Origin of the sequence: Gordonia sp. NPDC057258 (assembly GCF_042668985.1) — a bacterium.
Taxonomy (GTDB): Bacteria; Actinomycetota; Actinomycetes; order Mycobacteriales; family Mycobacteriaceae; genus Gordonia; species Gordonia hongkongensis.
The window spans coordinates 105,974-127,361 of the sequence record NZ_JBHUXZ010000013.1; the positions used below are offsets into that span (position 1 = coordinate 105,974).

At 65.2% G+C, this 21,388-nt stretch carries 22 protein-coding genes; 10 read left to right on the forward strand and 12 right to left on the reverse strand.

Annotated features, from left to right (window positions below; genetic code table 11):
- Positions 1–23: 23 nt before the first annotated feature.
- From ACFUEJ_RS11960 to ACFUEJ_RS11970, 3 genes are read right to left on the reverse strand one after another with little or no spacing between them, the layout of a single operon-like run.
- Positions 24–659 (reverse strand): response regulator transcription factor, encoded by a 636-nt coding sequence (locus ACFUEJ_RS11960; RefSeq protein ID WP_374100783.1) that lies wholly within the window; start codon positions 657–659, stop codon positions 24–26.
- Positions 656–934, reverse strand: a complete 279-nt coding sequence (locus tag ACFUEJ_RS11965) for a hypothetical protein (RefSeq protein ID WP_055475078.1) — start codon at positions 932–934, stop codon at positions 656–658. Before ACFUEJ_RS11965 ends, ACFUEJ_RS11960 begins: the two co-directional genes overlap by 4 nt.
- A gap of 25 nt (positions 935–959) precedes the next feature.
- Entirely contained in the window at positions 960–2,255 is a 1,296-nt protein-coding gene (locus ACFUEJ_RS11970; RefSeq protein WP_055475077.1) for an amidase, read from the reverse strand.
- 157 nt (positions 2,256–2,412) lie between these two features.
- Between ACFUEJ_RS11970 and ACFUEJ_RS11975 the strand changes: the two genes are divergently transcribed.
- From ACFUEJ_RS11975 to ACFUEJ_RS11985, 3 genes are read left to right on the forward strand one after another with little or no spacing between them, the layout of a single operon-like run.
- Positions 2,413–3,867 carry an MFS transporter gene (locus tag ACFUEJ_RS11975; RefSeq protein ID WP_055475076.1) on the forward strand — a complete coding sequence of 485 codons (1,455 nt, stop codon included), beginning with the start codon at positions 2,413–2,415 and terminating at the stop codon, positions 3,865–3,867.
- Between the two features lie 39 nt (positions 3,868–3,906).
- Positions 3,907–5,079: a flavin reductase family protein gene (locus tag ACFUEJ_RS11980; protein ID WP_055475118.1), complete on the forward strand. Its 1,173-nt coding sequence runs from the start codon at positions 3,907–3,909 to the stop codon at positions 5,077–5,079.
- Positions 5,076–5,633 (forward strand): nuclear transport factor 2 family protein, encoded by a 558-nt coding sequence (locus ACFUEJ_RS11985; RefSeq protein WP_055475075.1) that lies wholly within the window; start codon positions 5,076–5,078, stop codon positions 5,631–5,633. Before ACFUEJ_RS11980 ends, ACFUEJ_RS11985 begins: the two co-directional genes overlap by 4 nt.
- 22 nt (positions 5,634–5,655) lie before the next feature.
- On the opposite strand, the gene ACFUEJ_RS11990 is transcribed toward ACFUEJ_RS11985, so the two are convergent.
- Positions 5,656–6,018: a DoxX family protein gene (locus ACFUEJ_RS11990; protein WP_055475074.1), complete on the reverse strand. Its 363-nt coding sequence runs from the start codon at positions 6,016–6,018 to the stop codon at positions 5,656–5,658.
- Positions 6,019–6,173: 155 nt separating this feature from the next.
- Between ACFUEJ_RS11990 and ACFUEJ_RS11995 the strand changes: the two genes are divergently transcribed.
- Complete coding sequence (locus ACFUEJ_RS11995; protein ID WP_055475073.1) at positions 6,174–7,028, forward strand: sigma-70 family RNA polymerase sigma factor; 855 nt, start codon at positions 6,174–6,176, stop codon at positions 7,026–7,028.
- Positions 7,029–7,067: 39 nt separating this feature from the next.
- Here the strand turns inward: ACFUEJ_RS11995 and ACFUEJ_RS12000 are convergent, their stop codons facing one another.
- A complete protein-coding gene (locus ACFUEJ_RS12000) occupies positions 7,068–7,238 on the reverse strand; it encodes a hypothetical protein (protein ID WP_223258865.1) in 171 nt (56 codons plus the stop codon).
- A 170-nt stretch (positions 7,239–7,408) separates the two neighbouring features.
- Here ACFUEJ_RS12000 and ACFUEJ_RS12005 point away from each other — a divergent pair, with 170 nt between their 5' ends.
- Positions 7,409–8,803: a recombinase family protein gene (locus tag ACFUEJ_RS12005; RefSeq protein WP_055475072.1), complete on the forward strand. Its 1,395-nt coding sequence runs from the start codon at positions 7,409–7,411 to the stop codon at positions 8,801–8,803.
- 31 nt (positions 8,804–8,834) lie between these two features.
- Here ACFUEJ_RS12005 and ACFUEJ_RS12010 read toward each other — a convergent pair whose 3' ends face one another.
- The 6 genes from ACFUEJ_RS12010 to ACFUEJ_RS12035 all read right to left on the reverse strand — a co-directional run bounded on the left by ACFUEJ_RS12010 (position 8,835) and on the right by ACFUEJ_RS12035 (position 13,760).
- Positions 8,835–9,278, reverse strand: a complete 444-nt coding sequence (locus tag ACFUEJ_RS12010; RefSeq protein ID WP_137809918.1) for a hypothetical protein — start codon at positions 9,276–9,278, stop codon at positions 8,835–8,837.
- 243 nt (positions 9,279–9,521) lie between these two features.
- Complete coding sequence (locus ACFUEJ_RS12015; protein ID WP_055475070.1) at positions 9,522–10,376, reverse strand: hypothetical protein; 855 nt, start codon at positions 10,374–10,376, stop codon at positions 9,522–9,524.
- 29 nt (positions 10,377–10,405) lie between these two features.
- Complete coding sequence (locus tag ACFUEJ_RS12020) at positions 10,406–10,567, reverse strand: hypothetical protein (RefSeq protein ID WP_156354182.1); 162 nt, start codon at positions 10,565–10,567, stop codon at positions 10,406–10,408.
- Positions 10,564–11,889, reverse strand: coding sequence for a replication initiator (locus ACFUEJ_RS12025; protein WP_083229338.1), 1,326 nt, complete (start codon positions 11,887–11,889; stop codon positions 10,564–10,566). Before ACFUEJ_RS12025 ends, ACFUEJ_RS12020 begins: the two co-directional genes overlap by 4 nt.
- Positions 11,890–11,904: 15 nt before the next feature.
- Positions 11,905–13,305, reverse strand: coding sequence for an FtsK/SpoIIIE domain-containing protein (locus tag ACFUEJ_RS12030; RefSeq protein WP_055475067.1), 1,401 nt, complete (start codon positions 13,303–13,305; stop codon positions 11,905–11,907).
- Between the two features lie 128 nt (positions 13,306–13,433).
- A complete protein-coding gene (locus ACFUEJ_RS12035) occupies positions 13,434–13,760 on the reverse strand; it encodes a hypothetical protein (protein WP_055475117.1) in 327 nt (108 codons plus the stop codon).
- A 158-nt stretch (positions 13,761–13,918) separates the two neighbouring features.
- Between ACFUEJ_RS12035 and ACFUEJ_RS12040 the strand changes: the two genes are divergently transcribed.
- Both ACFUEJ_RS12040 and ACFUEJ_RS12045 read left to right on the forward strand, forming a co-directional pair.
- Complete coding sequence (locus ACFUEJ_RS12040) at positions 13,919–15,130, forward strand: helix-turn-helix domain-containing protein (RefSeq protein WP_055475066.1); 1,212 nt, start codon at positions 13,919–13,921, stop codon at positions 15,128–15,130.
- Entirely contained in the window at positions 15,127–15,837 is a 711-nt protein-coding gene (locus ACFUEJ_RS12045; RefSeq protein ID WP_055475065.1) for a creatininase family protein, read from the forward strand. Before ACFUEJ_RS12040 ends, ACFUEJ_RS12045 begins: the two co-directional genes overlap by 4 nt.
- Before the next feature lie 727 nt (positions 15,838–16,564).
- Here ACFUEJ_RS12045 and ACFUEJ_RS12050 read toward each other — a convergent pair.
- The gene (locus tag ACFUEJ_RS12050) at positions 16,565–17,185 is read right to left on the reverse strand and encodes a TetR/AcrR family transcriptional regulator (protein WP_055475064.1); all 621 of its coding nucleotides are present in this window, start codon (positions 17,183–17,185) and stop codon (positions 16,565–16,567) included.
- 108 nt (positions 17,186–17,293) lie between these two features.
- Between ACFUEJ_RS12050 and ACFUEJ_RS12055 the strand changes: the two genes are divergently transcribed.
- The 3 genes from ACFUEJ_RS12055 to ACFUEJ_RS12065 all read left to right on the forward strand — a co-directional run bounded on the left by ACFUEJ_RS12055 (position 17,294) and on the right by ACFUEJ_RS12065 (position 21,309).
- Positions 17,294–18,955 carry a long-chain-fatty-acid--CoA ligase gene (locus ACFUEJ_RS12055; RefSeq protein WP_223258868.1) on the forward strand — a complete coding sequence of 554 codons (1,662 nt, stop codon included), beginning with the start codon at positions 17,294–17,296 and terminating at the stop codon, positions 18,953–18,955.
- A 120-nt stretch (positions 18,956–19,075) separates the two neighbouring features.
- On the forward strand, positions 19,076–20,236 hold the full coding sequence (locus tag ACFUEJ_RS12060; protein WP_055475062.1) for an acyl-CoA dehydrogenase family protein: 1,161 nt from the start codon (positions 19,076–19,078) through the stop codon (positions 20,234–20,236).
- Positions 20,237–20,352: 116 nt separating this feature from the next.
- Positions 20,353–21,309: a helix-turn-helix domain-containing protein gene (locus tag ACFUEJ_RS12065; RefSeq protein ID WP_388029593.1), complete on the forward strand. Its 957-nt coding sequence runs from the start codon at positions 20,353–20,355 to the stop codon at positions 21,307–21,309.
- Positions 21,310–21,388: the final 79 nt, after the last annotated feature.

Genomic DNA, 21,388 nt, shown 5'->3' on the forward strand with positions numbered 1-21,388 from the left:
GCCGGCCACCCCTATCCGTTGCCCTAGGGGTTGGTCGGCACCTCGACGTCGAACCGCAGGATGTCCCGGACCAGCGTGCTGATGCTGTCGGCGTCGGTCTTGCTCTTGATCCGGGCACGGTGCACGTCCACCGTCTTGACGCTCATGTCGAGGCGGCGGGCGATGTTCTGGCTGGGTAGACCTTCGACGACCAGCGCGAGGATCTCGCGTTCCCGCGGGGTCAACAGCGCGACCTTCGATTCCACCCACCGCTTCTGCGCGTGGGTGCGGAAGCGTTCGACCGCCTTCTCCATCCCCGCCTGGACGGCGTCGAGCAGCCGCTGCGGGTCGTAGGGCTTCTCCAGGAAATCCATCGCGCCGGCCTGCAGGGTGGACACCGACATCCGGATGTCGCCGTGCGCGGAGACGAAGATGATGGCGACGTGCGGTGCGAACTCGTTGAGCTTCTCCTGCAGCCGCGGGCCGCTCATCGTCGGCATGCGGACGTCGAGCACGATGCACGCGGGGGTGTCCCCGGAGTACTGCGCGAGGAAGTCGTCGGCACTGTGGCAGATCCGCGGCGAGATCCCGATGCTGCCGAGCAGCCAGTCGACCGATTCGCAGAGTTCCGGGTCGTCGTCGACGACGTACACCGCCGCGGTCACATCCGATGCGGTCACGTCCACGCCGCGTCGGCCGTCCAGTAGTTCATCCCGACGGCACTCACCAGATGGCGCCACTCCGACGTCCGGTTGAGCCAGGGTTCCTCGCGCCGGACCGACTCGTCGGCCGCCTCCGGGCCGTCGGCCTCGACGGTCCAGTGCACCCAGTTGACCTCCCGGCCGTACTCGTCGTGCACGAACAGGTCGACATGGTGCCAGCCGTAGTTGAAGGTGTCCTCGTAACACGTGAGGAACATCCGGTGGTGCGTCTCGGGACGGGGTTTGACTGTCATGCAGATCTTCTCTCTCGCAACCGGATCAGACCGGGACGACCGGATGGGACCGGAGCTCGTTCTCGAGCACCGCGGCGACCTCGAACAGGGCCGACTCCCGCCCCGGCAAGCCGATCACCTGTAGTCCGAGGGGCATCCCGGAGTCCGTGGTCGCCCCCGGGACGACGACGACCGGGCAGCCGAGCAGCTGCCACGGTCGGCTCAGGACCGGCGACCCGGTCGCGTCGAGGCCGCTCGGTGCGGGGCCGGGTGCGGCGGGACCGACGATCACCGTGTGATCGCCGAGCGTCTCGGCCAGCAGATCCCGCGAGCGGTCGCGGCGGATGAGGGCGGCCGCGTGGTCCGCGGGCCGGACCGCGCGGCCGGCGTCGACGAGGTCGAGCAGCGCGGGGCTGAGCGCGGCCGCATGGTCCCGGACGACCTCGTCCAGGGTCTCGGCCGCCTCATGGGACATGACGGTCACGTGGTCGTCGGCCAGGGTGCGGACATGATCGTCGAATTCGAGTGCGCGGGTCTCGACGTCGGCTCGCTCGAGCAGGTCCGGCAGCCGGTCGACCAGGTCTGCCATTGCCGGGTCGATCGGGTGCAGGTCGCTGCCGCCCCACACCACCACGGTCCGGACGGTGGAGCGACCGGGAACGATCGGCGAGCGGCCGGTGAAGGCGGTGTACACGTACTGCAGGTCGGCGATGTCGCGGGTGAGGATGCCCAGCGAGTCCAGCGACTCCGAGAGTCCGGTGACGCCGGACAGATCCGTCGAGCCGTGCGCGAGGACCATGCCCGCGGCGCCGCAGTAGGCGGCCGGCCGGGTCAACGAGCCGGCGGTCTGCGTACCCAGCGCCACCGGGATGACGCCAGCCCCGACGGCGGCGGCCGAACCGCTCGACGACCCGCCCGGCGTGTGCCCGGGGTGGTGCGGATTGCGCGTCGGCCCGGGCGAGAAGTAGCCGAACTCGGTCGTGACCGTCTTGCCCTGGATCACCGCGCCCAGATCGCGAAAACGACTGACACAGGGCGCATCCGACGCCGCCGGCGACGACGACGTGACGGGTGAACCGGCACGGGTCGGCAGACCCTCGACGTCGATGAGGTCCTTGACCCCGAGCGAGACGCCTCGCAGGGGCCGGCGACCCGGTATCCCATCCTGCCGTCGTGCCTCGTCGACGACGCCCGGGGACAGCTCGACCCACGCGCGCAGATCGGTGTCGGTGCCGACGATCTCCTCACGGACCTGTTCCGCGAGAATCTCCGCCGACACCACCTTCTCGTGGACCGCGGTCGCCTGCTCACTGATGGGCTGTTTCCAGTAGGCCGAGCTCACCGTTCCTCCTTCATGTGATGGGACCAGTCTGCCCTGTCGCGCATCGCGGCGACAGTAAAGATTTCCCTCGTATCCCCGTAGGGACGGGTGGCCATAACGTCGTTGCCAGCCCCCGACAGCCCGGCGTCTTCGCACCCTGCCAGTCCAAGGAAACCCAATGAGCCTCAGAGAACCCGCGGTGACGACGCCGTCGTCGCCGACCGCCCCCGATCGACGAATCGACTTCGGCCGCATGTCGAGACGGGCCTGGATCGTCACCGGCATGCTCGTGCTGTTCCAGATCATCGCCTTCGCCGACAAGGCGGTGCTCGGCCTGGTCTCGGCCGACGCGATGCCCGAACTCGGCTTGACCGCAACCGAATTCGGATTCATCGGCAGTGCCTTCTTCTTCCTGTACGCGATCGTCTCGGTCGTCACCGGGTTCCTGGCGTCGAAGATCTCGGTGAAGTGGATCCTGTTCGCGATGGGCGTCACCTGGGCGGTGCTGCAATTCCCGATGCTGCTCGGCGGCGGCGCCGCCATCCTGCTGGTGACGCGGATCATCCTCGGCGGCGCCGAGGGTCCCGCGACGGCCATGTCGCTCACCTCCGCGCACACCTGGTTCTCGCCCACACGTCGTGCGCTGCCGTCGAACCTGATCGCCGCCGGCTCCACGCTGGGTCCTGTCTTCGCGGCGCCGCTGCTGGCCTGGGTCATCGCCGTATGGGGTTGGCGCTGGGCGTTCGGTGTTCTGGGCATCATCGGCCTGGTGTGGGTGATCGCCTGGTGGGCGATCGGCGCGGACGGTCCCTACCGTCCCAAGAAGGCCTCGTCGCCGGACGAGCCGGCACTCGACACCGACGAGACGGTTGCCGATGCGAAGGAGGTCGCGACCTCCGCGGTCGACGAGCAGAAGCCGGTCAAGATCTGGCGTGCGCTGCTGAGCCTGGCGTTCATCTCCGCCGTGATCGGCGGGGCGTCGAACTTCTGGGTGCAGGGCTTCCTGACGACCTGGCTGCCCCAGTACCTGGGCACCGTGGTCGGGCTGTCGCTCGGTGAGGTCGGTGCGGTGACCACCGTGCCGTGGGTGGTCGGCGCGCTCGTCCTGCTCGGACTGGGTGCGCTCGGGCACCGGATGCTGCACCGGGGGAGTTCGGCACATCGGGCGATCGCCGTCCCGTTCGGCTGCGCCGCGGTCCTGGCCGGGTTGTGCTTCATCGCCATCCAGGCGTCGTCCGGGATCACTGCGGTTGCACTGCTGTGCCTCGCCGGTGGATGCAGCCTGGCGTTCCCGATGACCGCCACCGCGATCGGTTACGCGGTCGGCGCTCGGCAGCGACCGATCCTCATGGCCACCCTCGGAGGCGTGGCGTCGTTCGGCGCGGTCATCTCGCCGATCCTGGTCGGCTGGCTCATGACCGACGCGGGGTATGTGTCGCCGCCGAAGGGTGAGAAGCCCAGCGCGGAGATGGCCGACAACATGGCGGCCGGCGTGCACCAGGCGTTCACGATCACCGGCATCGTCCTGCTGATCGGCGGCGCACTGTGCATCGCCTTCCTCCGGCCGGAGCGACTCGGTGCCATTCTGCAGAAGCGTTACGTCAAGGAGCCGGTCGAGGCCCGGACCGCCTGAGTGCCCGACCACCGCGACGATTCGATCCCAGGAGAAGACATGTCCGACAACGTGATCAGTGCCATCGACCCAGGCATCTTCCGAAATGTGATGGGGCACTATCCCACCGGCGTGGTCGTGGTGACGGGACGAGGTGACGACGGCTCCGTGCTGGCCATGGTCGTCGGGACTTTCAGTTCGGTGTCGATGGACCCGCCGTTGGTGTCCTTCATGCCGATGAAGACCTCGCGCACCTTCGAGAAGATGCGGGCCTGCGAGTCGTTGTGCATCAACATCCTCGGCGGTGAACAGGAGGACGTCGTCCTCACCATCGCGCAGCGTTGGAAGGACAAGCTCGCGGGCATCGACTGGTTCCCTTCGCCGTCGGGCGATCCGGTTCTCGCGGATTCGGTGGCCTGGATCGACACCCGCATCAGCAACGTCGTCGAAGCGGGCGATCACTGGATAACGCTCTGTGAGGTGCGGGATCTGGCCGTGACCAACCCGGTGTCGCCGCTGATCTTCTTCCAGGGTGGCTACGGCAGCTTCGTGTCGACGTCGCTGATGGCCCGAATGGACCACGAGATCCTGCCGACGATCCACGCCGCGCACGCGGCGCGCCCGCAGGTGGAGGCATTGGCGACGTCCGTCGGCTGCGAGGTGTCGGTCCTCACCGCGGTCAGCCGCGACGAGATGGCCGTCGTGTTGTCGGCCACCGCGCCGGGCGTCGACCGTGAGGAAGGCCTCGCGTACCGCATCCCGATGGTGCCGCCCATCGGGGACACGTACGTGTTCGACCAGGACGACGAGACCCGGGAGCGGTGGCTGGCGAAGCTCCGGCATGCCGACGATGATGTGCGACAGGTACATCGCGACCGTCTCGACTTCGTGCGGCGGCACGGTTACCTGGTGTCCTTTCTGCCCGATGCCTCGTCGACTGCGTACGAGGAGATGCGAGAGGCGACGAAATCCTATGAGCGAGGGCGGTTGACGCCTTCGCAGGAACGCGAGATCTGCGAGTCCATCGGGAAGTCGGCCGTCGACTATCGCCTCCGCGAGGTGCGACCCGATCAGACCTACGACGTCGGTTCCGTCGTCCTGCCGATCCGGGACGCACGCGGCGGATACTCGATGACGCTCCGGTTGTCGCAGTTGCCGCTGGGCGTGAACGGCTCTGAGGTCGAGGCCTGGATCTCGGAGGCGCGTGCGGTGGTCGAGGTGCTTGGCCGATGAGCGACGACGATGCCAGGATCTCGGCGCTCGTCGCGCGGGTCGAGACCCTGGAGGCCGAAGCCGAGATCCGGCGAATCCAGGCTCGATACATGTTCCTCTGCGACACCCCGTGTCCCGAACCCGGTCTCGCGGATGACGCCGAGCGCATCGAGCGCATCCTTGACCTCTACACCGACGACGCGGTGTGGGAGGGCGTCGGCGAGTACTACGACGGACAGTTCGGGCGTGCCGAGGGCAAGCAGGCGATCCGCGAACACTTCCAGCGCTTCTGGAGTGAGAAGCGGGACCCGGCACTGGTGCTCAACGCGCACTACCTGACGTCGGAGCAGATCCATGTCGACGGCGATGACGCCGAGGGACAGTGGATTCACATGCAGCCGTGGCTCTTCGGCGACGGCTCGGCCCTGCTGCGGTCGAGCCGGCTGAACAACGCCTTCCGGAGGGATGAGGGCCGGTGGCGGATCACCCGCACCCGCACCGAGAACGTCTTCATCGCCCCGCTTCCCGACGGATTCGCCGAGAGCTACCCCTCGGCGTCGGTGTTGATGGGCTGAGGCGTTCGACGCCGGTGACGGGTCACGCGCCTGTGGTCAGTCGGATCATGTAGACCGTTGCCGCCACGCCGAGGAGCAGGAAGGCGCCCGGGAACGCGATGTTGTAGAAGATGCGGGCCCGCACATGGGCGATGACCGCGCCGACGAAGAACAGAGTGAGCCCGGTTCCGGCGGCGACGCCGATCCAGGGTTCGATCGTCAACCCGAGGACGAGCCCTGCTGCTCCGGCGGCCTTGAGTGTCGCGAGGTGGGGCAGGAACCGAGGTGGGACGTGGACCTCGGCCGAATTGTCCAGCACGAACTCGGCCCGGGCGAAGTCGGCGATGGCGATACCGGCATTGGCCACGATGCATATGATCGTGGCGACGAACAGGGGAATGGTCATCGCCGGGGGCCCTTCGCTGGTCGGGTTCCGCCGCGCGGTGGCCGGGTCGGTACGGTCGACATGTGTCCTCCTCTGAGGTGGGTTGTCGGATGGACGATGTGAGTGTGGTGCTCTCATCCGTACCGACGTCCTGCCCCACGAGAAGGTGACACCCGGTGGTACCGACCTCAGAGTTCGAAGATCTACGACCGCAGCTGACAACCATGGCGTTCCGGATGCTCGGCTCGATCCACGACGCCGAGGACGCCGTGCAGAGCACGTGGCTCAACTCGCTGCGTGTCGACGGCACCGAGATCCGCAACCCTGCCGCATGGTTGACGACAACACTCACCCGGGTGTGTCTCGATCAGTTGCGCGCCCGCGGCAGACGACAGGAAGATCCGCTGTTCGCCGACGCTCTCCCCGCGGAGGCTGTCGCGGCCGACGAGCTCTACCTGCAACGCGAGAACGTGTCGCGCGCGCTGATGGTGGTCCTCGATCGGTTGACGCCTTCGCAACGCGTGGCCTATGTGCTGCATGACCTCTTTGCGGTGCCGTTCGGCGAGGTCGCAACGATCCTCGACACCAGTGTGGACGGTGCGAAGAAGCATGCGAGCCGGGCACGCGGCCGGATCGCGTCTTCGCGGTTGAACTCCGAGCTGGACCCTGAACTGCCGTCGGGTGATGCGTCCCTGGTCGTCGACGCCTTTCTGGCCGCGGCGCGCGGCGGCAGTCTTGATGCGATGGTCGCGCTGTTGGCCGAGGATTGCATCCGTGTCGCCGACCGGTCACTGGTACCGCCGGACACACCGACCGTGGTCCGGGGCGCCCGGGCGGTCGCGGAGGAGACCCGATTCTTCGCCGACCGTATCCGGGCAAGCACGCCGATGTGGCTGGGAGGTCGGATGGTTCATGTGATCGCACCGGGCGGTCACCCGCTCGCCGTCATCGATGTTGTTGTGGTCGACGGCCGCGTCGCGAGAGTCGACATCCGTCGCATGACATTTGCCACCGTGTCAGAGTGGTCCTGACCGGCGATATGGGGAGCTGCTCCGTCCGGAGCGGAATCTCTAGAACGGTGGCGGGTTGGCGTCGTTCCAGCGCTTCTCGGCGCGTTGGTGGCGCCGGAAGTCGTTGTCGCGCTGCGTGTCGAGTCTGTCGCGGGCGGGATGATCGGGTGACCGTCTGGGGAAGAGCTTGTTGAACAGGTCGCGTCCGCTGAAGGCGTTGCCGACGAACATGTGCCCGGTGGGTGTGGTGAACCAGGCGGTGCGGGACTCGTCTTGGTGGTCCTGCCAGCTGGTGAAGGTCTTGATGCGGTGATGGAACCGGCACAGCGGTTTGAGGTTGCTAGCTAGTCGCTAAACTAACCTCTGTGAGGAGTTCGAAAACTCGGGTCCAGTCAGCGGCAGTGTACGCCCGAGTCTCGGCCGATCAGGAGGGGAAAGGCCTTGGCGTACAACGACAATTGGAAGACTGTCGGAAGTTGGCGGCAGGACGTGGCTGGACTATTGGTCGTGAATACGTCGACAACGACGTGTCCGCGTACTCGGGGAAAATGCGGCCGGCCTACCGGCAGATGGTTGACGATCTGGCGAATGGGTCGCGCGATGCGGTGATCGTTTACAACTTGGATCGGCTCCATCGCCGGCCGGTCGAGCTCGAAGAGTTCGTCACATTGTGTGAACAGGTCGGGGTGCGCGAGGTTGCGACGGTGACCGCCGACATCGATCTTGGCAATGACGATGGCTTGTTCATGGCGCGGATCTTCGCTGCGTTTGCGGCGAAGGAATCGGGTCGCCGGTCTGCCCGGATCAAGCGCAAGGCACTGGCGAATGCGGAGGCGGGACTACCGCACGGAACGGCGCAGCGCGCATTCGGGTACGAGCAGGGAAATCTGGTGCTGCGTGAGTCCGAAGCGGCGGTGGTACGGGATCTGGTGGCCCGGACGATCGCCGGGGAGTCGATGCGGTCGCTGGCGCAGTGGCTCAATGATCAGCAGATCCCGACCGTCAGTGGCAAGCCGTGGGTTACCTCGACACTGCGGACGTTGGTGCGTTCGGGTCGAATCGCAGGTTTGCGTGAGTTGCATGGTGAGGTGATCGCGCCGGGGGTGTGGGAGCCGATCATCACTCCTGCCGAGCGGGATCAGGTGTTGGCGGTGTTCGCGGCGAAAGCGCGGGCGAACAAGCGGGTGCCGCGCCGTTATGTGTTCTCGGGGATGCTGCGGTGCGGCCGCTGCGGGCACATGCTGTACTCGGTAGCGCGCATTGAGACGAAAGCCGAGAAGCGAGTACGCCGGTATGTGTGCAATTCCGGTCCGGATTTCGGTGGCTGCGGTCGGCTGACGGTCGTTGCGGTTCCGGTCGAGGAGTTGTTGGTGGACGCGGTGCTGACCCGGCTCGATTCGCCGGGGCTGCGGAAAGCGTTGGCCGGCAAGGCTGCCCAGAGCCCGGACACCGCACAGTTGACTGCGCAGGCCACGGCCGACACGGCCAAGCTTGATGAGTTGGCCGGGCTGTATGCGGATGGGGCGATCACCGCACGTGAGTGGATGGCAGCTCGCAACCCGATCGAGGAGCGAATTCGTCGCGTGCAGAAGGACATTGCGGCTATATCGTCCGACGGTGCGTTGTATGAGCTTGCCGGGACTGGACAGTCACTCCGGGAGGGTTGGGAGATCCTGTCGATAGACCGGCAACACGCCATCATCAAAACGGTCCTCGATCACGCGGTCATCGCGCCGGGCACCAAAGGCGCCCGAACACTGGACATCAACCGTGTCCAGCCGCAGTGGCGGGTATGACCGATCAATTGGGCCATTCGGCGGTGGCCGGTCAGATGCGCTGCGTGTCGCGGACGGCGGCGGTGATTTCCTCGCGGATCAGCAGGCGCAGCCGCTGATCATCGGCATGTTGGCGTTGTTCGTCTCCGCACGGTTTGAATCCTGCCGCATAGCTCAATGCGAGGACCATCACGGCGAGAAGCAGTGACGTGGATTCGCTGCTAGCGTCGTGGCTGGAAAAGTCGGTCGCCACCGCGGTGAACCATGCTGCTCCGGCGAGAATCCATCCGACATAGGTCGCGATCGTCGGCCGCCACCGGGGCCGCAGCCAAGTAGCGGTGCCCATCACCGCAATGAACGCGGCGACCAGGGCCAGCGCTCCACTGCGGTCGACCTGCCTGAGCGGGCCTTCGACTGACCAGATGAGCGCGTCCAACGGGATGACCGCAATGAGAGTGATGCAGAAGATCGCCATGAATCGGCCATAGACAGTCATCGGTGCTCCTCACAATTTTCCGGGGTGTCCGCTTTCTGGGGTGTCCGCCGATCGTCGCAGGTGCCACCGACAACTCTGCTCTGCGGCGACGTGCAGGCGCCGCCAGTCGCTTCCGCGTCGTCCGGGATGAATACGTTGATGCGGAGCCGCAGTCAGGTCGCACACGAACGATCGGCGTGGTCGTTGCCGTGGAGGTGATCTGCGGCCGCCTGCTCGTTGCTGGTGTCTGTCAGCGCGGCCGGTTCACGCCGTTTGTGAGTATCCGCCGAGGGTATCGGCGCAGTCCGCGCAGAGTGTTCTGATCCCTTGTCCCGTGCTGCGCTGCCGGATCCCGCCGTGCCCGCAGCGTTCGCATGTGTTGCAGCTGGCGGTTTCGGCGGCTGCGACGAGGTCGTCCATCCGCTGCTCATTCGTGGCGGGCAGGCCCGGCGAGGTGGCGAAGTAATATCGCAGTGCGCCGAACTTTTCCTTCACCTGGTGCACTTCGTAGCCGGGGTCGATGGCGGCGAGTTGGCGGTCCAGCTGGCAGATCAGCCGATACCAGCCCGCGTCGCAGGAGATCCACCGGCCCCAACCGTCGGGGATGCGGCACAGTATCGCCGTCAACGCCTCCCGGTAGGGCCCGGCATCGTCCGGAATGTGTAGCTTGTCGCCGGTGTGTTCCGGATCGATCTTTGTCAGCGACTGCCAGAGGGCGGCAGCCGCGGCCTGGCGCTCGTTCGTATCGCCGCCCGTATAGGCAGAGCGCATATCCGCGCCGGCGGCGAATGCGGCGCGGTACCGTGCGGCCTCAGTGGCCGACAGCTCTTCTGGCACATAGCCAGTGTGGCACCAGCTGCTGATCGCCGCCATCCAGTTTTCGTCGGTCAAACAGGCCGCCCGGGCGATCGCCTGATTCGGCCAGCTCGCCAGTGCGATGGAGTATCCGACAACCTGGTATACGCTGTGCAGTCCCTGCCCGATCCTCGTGCCGATCGACGAATGTTGGGTGAAATCGCCACGGACAAAACCGTTTTGGTGTTCGCGTGGCAGATATTGATGCGCGTACCGGTGATTGGTTGTCGGCGGCGCATGGTGCTGCCGCGACGCCGCGAGCATCGTCTTGCCCTCTGCGGTCGTTGGTTACCTCAGGTTTTGAGAAGTACGGCGATCTGGTTGACGATGGCGGGGTCGGTGATGGTGACAGGAACGCCTTGCTGCTTGCAAGAATCGGTCAACCATTTCCGAAACACGCTCTCGTCCAGTCGGTGTGACTGAGTGTGGACAGGTCGGTCCAGCGCTGCGATCATGGCGGACCACCCGCTGGCCATGCGTGTTCGCGCCTTGCCCAGAGTTGCTCCATGTGGCGATGGGCGGCGGCGAGGGTGAGTTGATAGTCGCCGTGGGTGAAATGTCCTGCGCCGGCGAATTCCCAAGGTTCGCAATCACTCTCACCCTGGTTGTCACCGTGACCGTCGGCGTTGTCAGCGGTGCCGTGTTGCTGGCGCCAGACGGCGCGGATCTGGCGCAGGTGCCCGAGGGTGGTCGAGTAGTGGCGGGATTTGGTGGTGACGTGTCCGCGATAGCCCAGTGTGTGGAGCCAACGGACCATCGCCGCGTACTCATCGGGTTGTTGGTCAGCGAGGTCGCGCAGGGTGTGCCATATCTGCAGGACATGACGGCTGACCTGGACAGCGATGGTCGGGTCATCGATCGCGGCGGGGCTGATCGGCCGCGGACTGATCCCGGCATCAGTGACGGATTTGGTGACGTATTTGGCGAGGTAGCCGGCGATCTTGCGTCGCTGCCGCTCCGGGATCGAGGCGTCGAGGGGGCGGGCATCGATTTGGGGCCCGAACCGTAGCTCCCGCACACCATCCGGCATCGATGTGTCAGGGACTGGGAGGACGATGCTGCGGACGGCTTCGGCGGCGAGTGCGGCGAGGTCGCTGCTGCTGACCGGAAAATCGATTGCGCCGCATTGCTTTCCGGTGGTGTCGGGGTGGTCGAGGCGAACGACCGCGTGGTAGTGCGGGATGAGCCGGGTCTGGTTTTCGTGCACTTTCAGGAATGACAGCCGCACAGCATCTTTCGCCAACCCCAACGCCTTCAGCTGGGCGGCAAGCAGTCGTCGCAGTCGCATGGTGAACCGCTGCCACAAGCTGGGCGCCCACCAGGTGAACAGCACATGCCCGCGATAGTCGTAGGTGTCGGGCCGGCGGGGCTGACCGGCATGGGTGCGGTGCGCGGTCGGATACACCGCCCCGAACGACGGCGCAGTCAAGGTCAGGAACACCTGCGGATGCTGCGTGACGGTGTCGGGGATGTTGTGGTGCCCACCGAGAATGCCGGCGTGCACCAGCTGCCAGGTATCCCCGGCATACAACCGCGAGCAGGAGATACAGACCGCGGCACGGCGATTCCCGCACCGCATGCTGAGCCTGTCGGCGGCGACGACACCGTGGCGCCGCTGCAGGTGGATCGGGTGCAGGCAGTAACCGGTCGCCCGTACCCTCGCTGCCCACCGCGGGTAGTGCTGGCCGCCGGCGCGGCGCAGCATCTCCCGGACGGTGGCGGCATCCAAGTCTGCTGCGGGTGTGGGCAGCAGCGTGGGTGGCGGGTTGGACGACACGATATCGGCCTTTCCCTACTTCTGGCCGTGGTCGGGGTGGCCGTAGCGGCGGACGAGGGCCGCGACGTCGTTGTCGGTGTAGTGGAAGGCGCGCACGAGGATGGGTGCGGCCGCGCCGTCGACGGCGAGGTACCCGACCCCGGGCAGATCATCCGGGATCTGATTGGCGGCACCCCCACGGTCGATGGCGCCGGGACCGAGGATCATGGTGGTTTGGGTGGGTTCGGCCATCCGCAACGCCAGCCGTGCCGGGAACAGCTGCCGCATCGGCACAATCTCCTTAGACGGATCTTGCACGGCGGCAACCACACTGACCCCGACCGCGCGCCCTTGTGTGAGCAGCAGCCCGAGGTGCTTGTCGATGGCGGTTTTGGTGGTGCGGTCGGTGAACGCGGTCAGCGCCGCCAACTCATCGATGATGAGGATGATCAGCGGGTCTGCCGGTGTTGGGGTGTGCAGCCGAGTGACCCCACGCAGCCGCTCCGCCCGCTCGGTCATCAGCGCGGCGGCGTCCGCGAGCATGTCGGCGATCGTGTCGGGGGTGTAGGCGAACCGCGCGAACAGCGGTGCCCCGGCACCGAATTCCATGCCGCCCTTCGGGTCGGCGACCCAGAGCTGCACGTCGCCGGTAGCGGTCAGGGGTGCGATGGCACCGATCAACGACCACAACACGGAGCCTTTGCCGGAGCCGGTGACCCCGCCGATCAGCAGATGGGTGCCCAGGATCGGCAACCGCCACGGAGACCCGTCGTCGCGCTGCCCGAGTTGCAGTGTCCACCGCCGCGACCCACCACGACTGACCGACCCCGAGCCAGTCGGGGTCGGCGTGATGGGTTCTGCGAGCGGCTGAGCGCGGCGCACGGCCAGCTCGATGACCGCGGGCCCCGGACGGGTCACTGTGACGCTGTCGGCAGCGAAGGCGTCAGCGAGTGCGTCTGCGGCTTTGTTGAAGTCGGTAACGGTTTGGCCGCGTAGCGGGTGCACTGTGAGTACATCATCGGTCGCGGCGAACTGCACCCGCAGCAGTTTCGGCACGAGAACCTGATCACTGCGGGTGCGCGATAGCCCGCAGTCGGTGCAGACCGCGGTCCACGACCGGTAGCGCCGCCACACCAGATGATGGAACCGGATGCGGTCAATGGTGTAGCGCCGCAACGATATCGGCGAGTACACCGACCACGCGATGACGGCGGCACCCGTGGCGATGGCCGCGATGATGGTCCACACGGCTCCGGTCCGCCAATAGATGACGCCGAGGCCGATCGCCGGAACGGATACGACGGGTAGCCGCCACGCCCACACCAGGATGAAGCGGGCCAGACGCCATAGCCCGGTGGCGATCGATCCGGCGATCTCGTCGGCGGTGGTATCGGGTTTGCCGCCTTTGTTCGGCGTCGGCGAGGGCGTGTCGTTCATGAGTGGAATCCTTTGGAGTGCAAGAGAGTGTCAACTTGGGGATGGCTGAGTTTGATGGCCGGTCGGTAACGACTCGGCGGGCCGGCGGGCCAGGGCGATCACTCGCGGGATCGTCCTGGCCGAGCGGGTTACTTCTGCCGCCCCGCGGTAGCGGTGTCGGCAGGGACGATCGAGTCGGCGCGGAACGCGACACCCGAGCGGTCGCCCTGACTCCATGGAATCGCTACCAGCCCGGTGACGGTCACCTGCTGCGTGACAGTCAGTTTCGGGTCACCGGCCACGGTCACGGTGATGATCTCGCCGCCGGACTCGTCCAGGGCGAGCAGCTGCACGCCGTACTGGGCCAGACCCGTGACCGGGTCGAGTTTGGCGCCGCCGGTGTCGAAATTCGTCTTCGGCTCCGGCTCTTTGGTGACGAGGTGCCGCGTGGTTGCGGTATCGATCTTCAAACGCATGATGTTCCTGCCTTCTGTGCTGGTGGCCGCGTGTTCGGCCACCTGTTCAGCACAGCCGTCGCCGGCGCCGCAGAAAATTGACAGGGGTTAGCAGGGGTCAACATTCGGACACGCGATGACACCATCGACCGCTGGTGATCGGGCACAATCGGAAAGCGATGACAGCGCCGCTTCCGAATCTGCAGCCGATGACGCCGGGTCAGGCGATTCGCGCTGCACGCGCCCGGCGTAAGTGGTCGCAGAAGACGCTGGCACGGCATATCGCCAGGGTCAGCGAAGACCGGGGACTGATCGCCGACGTCGAATCGTACAAATCGCAGATTTCGCGGTGGGAGAATGATGTTGTCAATCCGTCGCCGGCGACACGAGAGATGCTGGCGGAAGTGTTCGAAACTAGCGTCGAGGAATTGTTCGGCCTCCCCACCGATTCACAGCTGCCGCGGCCACTAATCCTGGAAGCGCGTGTCACCCCAGAAACACTGGCGTTGTTGGAGGATCGGCGGTCGGTGACGGTGCGTACCGAACACACCTTCGGCCCGTACTGGGCCATTCGCCAGCTCAGCGACGATGTGGCGATGGCGCTCGACTTCCTGAAAATCGCCCCAGAGCAGCACCGTTCAACGTTGATCCATTTGGTTGCCCGGCTGATGGAGCTGCAGGGTTGGACCCTGCAGGAATCCGGGCACACCACCGAGGCGGTCATGAGGACCGATCAGGCCAAGATGTACGCCGAAATGTCCGGCGACCCTGCGCTGCACGCGATGGTCACGATGCGTCTGTCGAACACATTGACCGTAAGCAATCCGCAGCTGGCGGGCATGTACGCACAGAAGGCCCATGACCTCGCGGCACGCGAGGCCGAATCCCGTCTACATGCCATCCTCGCCCGCCAGTCAGCGCTCGCTGCCGCACACATGGGTGATCAGCATGCCGTCGCCGACCACCAAGCCCGCGCGGATGATTATGTCGACGCGACACCACACAAGCTGGTCGGCTACGTCGACCGGTCCTATATCGACAGCGAGATGGCATACGCCCATCTGCTCCTCGGGGACGCGGCCACCGCGATGACACTGCTGGCCGACCATGTCGCGCAATGGCGCAATCCCGGTCAAGCACGCGACCACGCCGTCGCCCGGGCACGCTATCTACATGCGCTCTGCCTCGCCGGGGACTACACCGGTGCCCACACTGAATACGAGACAACGCTGGCCGCCTACAGTGGTGCGCCATCAGCACGGGCCCGCAACTCCCTGCGCGGCGTCCTCGCGACTGCGGCGATCGCCCGGCCTGGTTCATGCCAAACCTCGATCGCCACAGCCATCCGGCGACATATCACCACCGTTTTGAGCGAAGGAGCCGCCACATGACCGTTTTGCCAACCACCACCAGCACCGACGACGCTGCCCGCGCTGCGATCGCAGTGCTCCCGGTCGGCGCGCTCGAACAACACGGCCCACATCTGCCACTGGTCACCGACACTCTCATCGCCACCGCCATCGCGGAAGCGGTCTGCCTGCGCCACAACCTCTTTCAGTTACCGCCGATCACCTTCTCCTGCTCACACGAGCACATCGCGTTTCCCGGTACCGTCAGTCTTAGCGCAGCGACCCTTACAGCGGTGATCGCCGACATCACCGCATCACTTAACGCCCAGGGAATCAGCCGCCTGCTGATCGTCAATGCACACGGCGGCAACTACGTGCTGTCCAACATCGTTCAGCAAGCCACCACCAGCGCGCCCACGACCGCGCTTTACCCCAGCCGCGACGACTGGGATCAAGCACGCACAGCAGCAGAGATGATCACGAACAGCCACGACGACATGCACGCCGGCGAACTCGAAACATCCATCCTGCTCGCCACCACACCCCAGTACCTGCGCGACGGCTGGCAGAACGATGATCACGAGGTGTCCGACCGGCGCCACCTCGCAACCCTCGGCATGCACGCCTACTCCAACTCCGGCGTCATCGGGCGCCCCTCGGCAGCAACCGCGGACAAAGGAACCGCCGCGCTCGACTACCTAGCGTCCAACTCCGACCACATCATCAGCATCCTTAACCAGAGTTCCTAACAGCGGCTCCGCCTCCGCTCGTTCTGCTCCCGTCCGCTGCGCTCCCGTCCGCGCCACTCGCTCCCGCTACGCCCGCCGTGCGGCCGCCCCGACCCCTATCCACGTGGAGACCACCAAGTCAGCGGCGTGTTCAAACTTTCTCTACTGCTATCAAGGCGCGCTTCGCGCGCGGTGCCGGCGCCGGGGCTCCGACTTCGTCTCGCCCCGGGCCGACACCAGCCACATAGGTCCGGATCCATCGGCGTCGAAACCAGGTTGCCCTGCCCCGACCAAGTGATCCGTTACTCGCAGCGGAGACCGACCCGATTCGACACCATGTATTCGCCGCCAGCCAGCGTCAACGACGCTTCGCGTCCCAGCGGGATGACCACCGGCCACCATTGACCCCGGCTGCCGGCGAGTCAAGCAGCCAGATATCGGATCGACGGACATCGGTGATCGAGGAGCCAAAATGGGAGCCAACCGAGTCGGACTGCATTTAGACATTTTCGGAACAAGGCGGACGAAACTACCGCAAGCGATTCGGCACAAATGTGGACCGGATGGGGCCTGCGGACGAGTACGGATCAGAAGGTTAGGAGTTCGAATCCTCTCGGGCGCACCACGTTGACAATGCCCCGTGAACAGCGGAAATGTAGTTCAAGGGCGTCGTTCCATTTCCAGCGAGAGTCGTGCGAGGTTCGCGGTCGACCGAGGAGCCGGGGAATGTGGCCAGATCGTCCGGCTACTAGGAAGCGTCCGTGCTGAGCGCGCGGGATTCCCTGTCATCTGCGTATGCGTGCACGACCAGCTGCGGCTTGCGCATTTCTGCCGTATCAAGCTGAGCCCACATGGCGTCGATCATTGGTTGCAGGAATAGGTGCCCCAGTTGCCTGACCATCATGCGGACGACCTGGTCGGGGATCGTTCGGTTAGTCGAGGCGCTGCCAGATGCTCGCATTTGGACGACCTGCTCGCGCGCAAGCTCGGTGAGACGCTCGAGAAGATGATTGTCATCGCCGGGATCGAGGAGCGCGCGACGCATATAGTCGACCAGCGCTGGGTGCTCGTCGTACATCTGGCGTACTGCGTTGTTTCGGCCGGTTGCCACTTGCTCGGGATTGCCGTCGCCGCGTATGGAGTCGATGGCGGCGGCATGACGGTCGACGATGTACTGCTCGACGGCTGATCGCAGCCCGTCTTTGGTTTTGAAATGGTGTTGAACCAGCCCGACGGCAACGCCCGCGTGCGCAGCAACGGCCCGCATTGATATGGCGGTAACCCCCTCGGCAGCAAAGAGTTCCAGCGCGGCGTTGCGGATCCGCGCCTTTGTGGTCAGGTCACGTTCGAGTGGTTCACCACTGCCCATGTCGTCTCCCCATATCAACCACTAAACAAGTGAACTCATTTTCGAGTTCTTGCAGACTATACAGTACGAATGTATAGTTCGATCATCACATTCATAGTAGGAGGCGCGGTGCACGACATCGTTCATGGCCTGCCGTCCACGCATGGCGACCACTACCAGCTCAACACCGACACACTGATCCGGCATGCCGCACGCACCTACCCGGAGCAGGAGATCGTCTACCGCACCACCGATGGCGGCTGGGGCCGCTACACCTACGCGGACTGCTATCGGCGGGTGCGCCGGCTGGGCAACGCCTTGCGTGGCCTCGGCGTCGGCCCGGCGGACGTCGTCGGGGTGATCGACTGGAACAGTAAACGGCATTTCGAACTGTATTGGGCGATACCAGCATTGGGATCGGTGATGCTGCAGATGAATCTACGGCTGGCAACCGACGATCTCGCGTTCGTCACCGACCACAGTCACGCCAAGGTGATCTTCGTGGACGAGACACTGCTCCCGGTCGCCGAAGCGCTCGCCGCGGCCGGCGTCGGCGTGCAGACCTGGGTCGTGATGACCGACAAGCCGCTGTCGGAGGTGGCCACCACGCTGCCGAATGCGGTGTCGTTCGAGGAGCTGATGGACGATGCGTCCGAGGACATCGACTTCCCGATGATCGACGAAACCTCCGCCTACAGCGCCTGTTACACGACCGGCACCACCGGCAAGCCCAAGGGTATCTACTACTCTCACCGCGGGATCTACCTGCATTCGGTCTCGGAGGCGCAGGGATTGTCTCTGACGGTCGACGACACGATCATGCTGATCACCCCGATGTTCCATGGCAACTGCTGGGGTCTGCCGCAGGCCGGCGTGTTCGCGGCCACGCGGTTCGTGCTCCCCGGTCGCTACGCCGCGGAGGAGACATCCACCTTGGTGGACGCGATGATCGCCGAGGACGTCACCGTTGCCAACGGTGCGCCCGCCATCTTCGAGCCGATGCTCCGATATATCGAAACCCTGACCACGAAACCCGATTTCGGCAGGACCCGGCTGTTGTCTGGCGCCACTGAGCCGCCACTGACGATGATGCGCGGATTCCACGACCTGACCGGGGCGGACATCGTCCAGGGATACGGTGCCACTGAGACGACACCATTGGTCACCACCAATCGGGGTATCAAGCCATCGCTGAGGGGGCTATCTGACGAGCAACAGTGGAATCACAAGCGTTACCAGGGACTTCCGATGACCGGTGTTGATATCCGGATCGTCGACGCTGGCGGTGTCGACCTGCCGCACGACGGGGCATCCGCCGGCGAGATCCTGGTGCGCGGGCCGTGGATCGTCGAGAGCTATTACGACCTCGACGACAACGACTCGCGGTTCTTCGAAGGCTATTGGCGTAGCGGCGATGTCGGCACCATCGACGAGTACGGCTATCTCAAGGTTACTGACCGCATCAAGGATGTCATTAAGAGCGGCGGCGAATGGATCAGCTCGATCGACATGGAGAACGCGATCGTCGCACACCCGAATGTCGTTGAGGCGGCAGTGATCGGCGTGCCACATCCCAAATGGCAGGAACGGCCCGTGGTGTTGGTCGCCACCAAGGACGGCGCCGACCTGCCGCTGGCCGAGATCCACGCGCTACTCGACAGCCAGTTCGCCAAATGGCAGCTGCCCGACGTCATTATCCGTCTGGAATCGTTGCCACGCACCAGCGTCGGCAAGCTCGACAAGAAGGTTATGCGCGTGAATCATGCGGACGTCTACGCTGCGCGGTCGTGATGGCGCTGTGACAGCATCCGTCGACTGCCCGGTCCTGGCTGTCACTATCGGACACACCACTGTCCGCAACGCACACGTGGAGCCGGGAGCGTACTTGCATCTCACTGAAAGTAGAACGCAATGAGCACACTCTTTCCCGACTACCGCTCCCCGTGGGAGACCGACGAGCACGCCGCGCTGCGCAATCTGGCGCGTGACTTCTTCGCCAAAGAGCTGACGCCGCACGAGGAACGGTTCGCGCAGCAGCATCAGGTCGATCGAGACGTGTGGACCAAGGCCGGCGCCACCGGCCTGCTGCTGACCGATGTGCCCGAGGAATACGGTGGCGGCGGAGGCGATTTCGGCCACGAGGCGGTGGTGCTGCAGGAGCTGGCCTTCGCCCACGACAGCGCGCTGGCGATCGCTGTGCACTCCACGATCGTCGCGCATTATCTGCTCTCCTACGCGACCGAGGAGCAGAAGCAGCGGTGGCTGCCGACCTGCGCCACGGGCGAGAGCGTGCTGGCGATCGCGATGACCGAACCCGGCACCGGATCGGACCTGCAGTCGGTGCGCACCACCGCACGCCTCGACGGCGACCACTACGTCGTCAACGGCTCGAAGACGTTCATCTCCAACGGAACCCACTGCGATCTGCTCGTCATCGTCTGCAAGACCGATCCGTCCCAGGGCGCCAAGGGCATCTCGCTGCTGGTGGCCGAGGTCGACGGGCTCGAAGGATTCGAGCGGGGCCGGGTGCTGCAGAAGATGGGCCAGCACGGTCAGGACACCCGGGAGCTGTCGTTCACCGACATGCGGGTGCCGGCCGCGAACCTGCTGGGCGGCGTCGAGGGGCAGGGCTTCATCCAGCTGATGAGCCAGCTGCACCGGGAGCGTCTGGCCATCGGGCTGGGCGCGGTGGCCGCCGCCGAGGCCGCGGTGATCGAGGCGGTCGCCTACGCGAAGCAGCGCGAGGCGTTCGGTAAACCGCTGCTGTCCTTTCAGAACACGAAATACGTTCTGGCCGAATGCAAGGCGGAGGTGCTGGCCGGCAAGACGCTGATCGATCACTGCATCGGGCGGGCGATCGACGGGACGCTCGACCCGGCGACCGCGTCGATCGCGAAGCTGTGGGGCACCGAGAAGCAGATCGAGGTCACCGATCGCTGCCTGCAGATCTTCGGCGGCTACGGCTACATCATGGAATACCCGATCGCCCGGATGTACGCCGATGCGCGGGTCCAGAAGATCTACGGCGGCACCAGCGAGATCATGAAGGAACTCATCAGTAGATCCCTCTAAGGCAGGAGAATCCGATGCAATCGAGTGCCACTAGGCCCGTCCACGGAGTACCGGCAGCGGGCCAGGTATCGGACCGTGTCTCGGTTCTGGACCGTGCATCACAGCTCGAGCAGGCGATGGCCGGCATCAATGTTGCCCTCGCGGTACGCGTCCCACCGGCCGACCCAACTCGCGGTATCGACCTTGGCATGCAAAAGCGGACTTATCGCGAGCTGGCGGTGGTCAATATGCAGTGTGGCCCTCTGTCGGCTGCACGCACAAGCCGGCAGGCCGCCGAGTCGGATGGTGCTCTCATGACTGCACTCCTGGTCCGTTCTGGCACCGAATTGATCGGACAGGACGATTCGACGACTCTGCTGCGGAAAGGTGACCTGCTCTTGTGGAACTGCGAGCGACCCGCCCGATTTACGGTGGGCAATCTCGTCGAAAAGCGATTAATGGTGGTCCCTACTGGCTTACTGACCGCAGTGGGCTCCAGCCGATTGGTCGAGTCTGGTCTGATCGTTAGGCGACGATCACCGGCGACCGAGTTGCTGGACCATTTCCTGGAATCGCTGCTCGTAGCCGGCGAGGATCTGGGTTCTACGGCGGTATGCACCGTCCGCAATGCCGCGCTAGAGCTTCTCGTCGGTTCGCTGCACCCGAGCGACGGCGGGGGAGGTCCGGCACCGTCGATGGCTTTGCGACCAGCGATTGAAGACTGGATCGACCATCATCTTCCGGACACAGTGATCACTCCTGCGTCAGTGGCAGCGGCACACGCGGTCTCAGTCCGCACCGTCCATCGGATGTTTGCCGAAACCGGGGATACTCTCGGCTCAGTTGTGCGATTGCGGCGATTGATGCGTGCCCGGCGCGAGCTTGAGTGCACTCACCATTCGATCACGGCGATCGCGTCGCGCTGGGGGTACTCGGACTCGAGCCACTTCACCCGAACTTTCAAGCACCAGTTCGGCATGTCGCCAACTGATCACCGCGCACTATGTCGACAAGACGACGAGGGCCGCGAAGGCGAGGTTGTGGGCAACGGCGTTGCAGTCCAATCGCATGGCACTAGGAGACTGCTGAAATAGTCGGTGTCGTTTCGGTGTGGGGTGAGCGGGTTTGCCTGGTGGGCTGGGATCCTGGTGGGTATGCAGGGTGAGCCGGATC

Bases quoted from the DNA above. Each gene is read 5' to 3' on its own strand.
- ACFUEJ_RS12010 (WP_137809918.1), bottom strand. From the start codon at position 9,278: ATGACTGTCTATGGCCGATTCATGGCGATCTTCTGCATCACTCTCATT.
- ACFUEJ_RS12030 (WP_055475067.1), bottom strand. From the start codon at position 13,305: ATGAACGACACGCCCTCGCCGACGCCGAACAAAGGCGGCAAACCCGAT.
- ACFUEJ_RS11975 (WP_055475076.1), top strand. From the start codon at position 2,413: ATGAGCCTCAGAGAACCCGCGGTGACGACGCCGTCGTCGCCGACCGCC.
- ACFUEJ_RS11980 (WP_055475118.1), top strand. From the start codon at position 3,907: ATGTCCGACAACGTGATCAGTGCCATCGACCCAGGCATCTTCCGAAAT.
- ACFUEJ_RS12020 (WP_156354182.1), bottom strand. From the start codon at position 10,567: ATGATCGCAGCGCTGGACCGACCTGTCCACACTCAGTCACACCGACTG.
- ACFUEJ_RS12015 (WP_055475070.1), bottom strand. From the start codon at position 10,376: ATGCTCGCGGCGTCGCGGCAGCACCATGCGCCGCCGACAACCAATCAC.
- ACFUEJ_RS11990 (WP_055475074.1), bottom strand. From the start codon at position 6,018: ATGACCATTCCCCTGTTCGTCGCCACGATCATATGCATCGTGGCCAAT.
- ACFUEJ_RS12050 (WP_055475064.1), bottom strand. From the start codon at position 17,185: ATGGGCAGTGGTGAACCACTCGAACGTGACCTGACCACAAAGGCGCGG.
- ACFUEJ_RS12000 (WP_223258865.1), bottom strand. From the start codon at position 7,238: ATGTTCGTCGGCAACGCCTTCAGCGGACGCGACCTGTTCAACAAGCTC.
- ACFUEJ_RS12065 (WP_388029593.1), top strand. From the start codon at position 20,353: ATGGCCGGCATCAATGTTGCCCTCGCGGTACGCGTCCCACCGGCCGAC.
- ACFUEJ_RS12060 (WP_055475062.1), top strand. From the start codon at position 19,076: ATGAGCACACTCTTTCCCGACTACCGCTCCCCGTGGGAGACCGACGAG.
- ACFUEJ_RS12045 (WP_055475065.1), top strand. From the start codon at position 15,127: ATGACCGTTTTGCCAACCACCACCAGCACCGACGACGCTGCCCGCGCT.
- ACFUEJ_RS11985 (WP_055475075.1), top strand. From the start codon at position 5,076: ATGAGCGACGACGATGCCAGGATCTCGGCGCTCGTCGCGCGGGTCGAG.
- ACFUEJ_RS12040 (WP_055475066.1), top strand. From the start codon at position 13,919: ATGACAGCGCCGCTTCCGAATCTGCAGCCGATGACGCCGGGTCAGGCG.
- ACFUEJ_RS12035 (WP_055475117.1), bottom strand. From the start codon at position 13,760: ATGCGTTTGAAGATCGATACCGCAACCACGCGGCACCTCGTCACCAAA.
- ACFUEJ_RS11965 (WP_055475078.1), bottom strand. From the start codon at position 934: ATGACAGTCAAACCCCGTCCCGAGACGCACCACCGGATGTTCCTCACG.